This is a genomic window from Paenibacillus sinensis (assembly GCF_019904155.1).
In the GTDB taxonomy this organism is placed as follows: domain Bacteria; phylum Bacillota; class Bacilli; order Paenibacillales; family Paenibacillaceae; genus Paenibacillus_AQ; species Paenibacillus_AQ sinensis.
Window position 1 is genome coordinate 1 of record NZ_JAHCMB010000008.1, and the last position, 280, is coordinate 280.

The following is a 280-nucleotide window of genomic DNA, read 5'->3' on the forward strand; positions in this document are numbered from 1 at the left end:
AGCGGTATCGTGGCGATCGCGGCAGGGTCGGGGCAGAATCTGGCGCTGAAGAGCGACGGCACGGTATGGGCATGGAGCAGCACTGCAACATCAACTCAGGTAGCAGGATTGAGCAACATCACTTCGATCGCAATGGGCAGCGGACATAATCTGGCGTTGAAGAGCGACGGCACGGTCTGGTCGTGGGGAACGAACACCAACGGTCAGCTGGGAAATGGCACCACAGTGGATACAACGGCGCCGAAAGTAATTGCCGACCTGAGCGGAGTAATATCTATCG

General features: G+C 57.5%; 1 pseudogene. It reads left to right on the forward strand.

The features are described from left to right. Positions 1–280 (forward strand): annotated as a pseudogene (locus KIH86_RS00370) (RCC1 repeat- and reductase domain-containing protein); the annotation flags it as partial.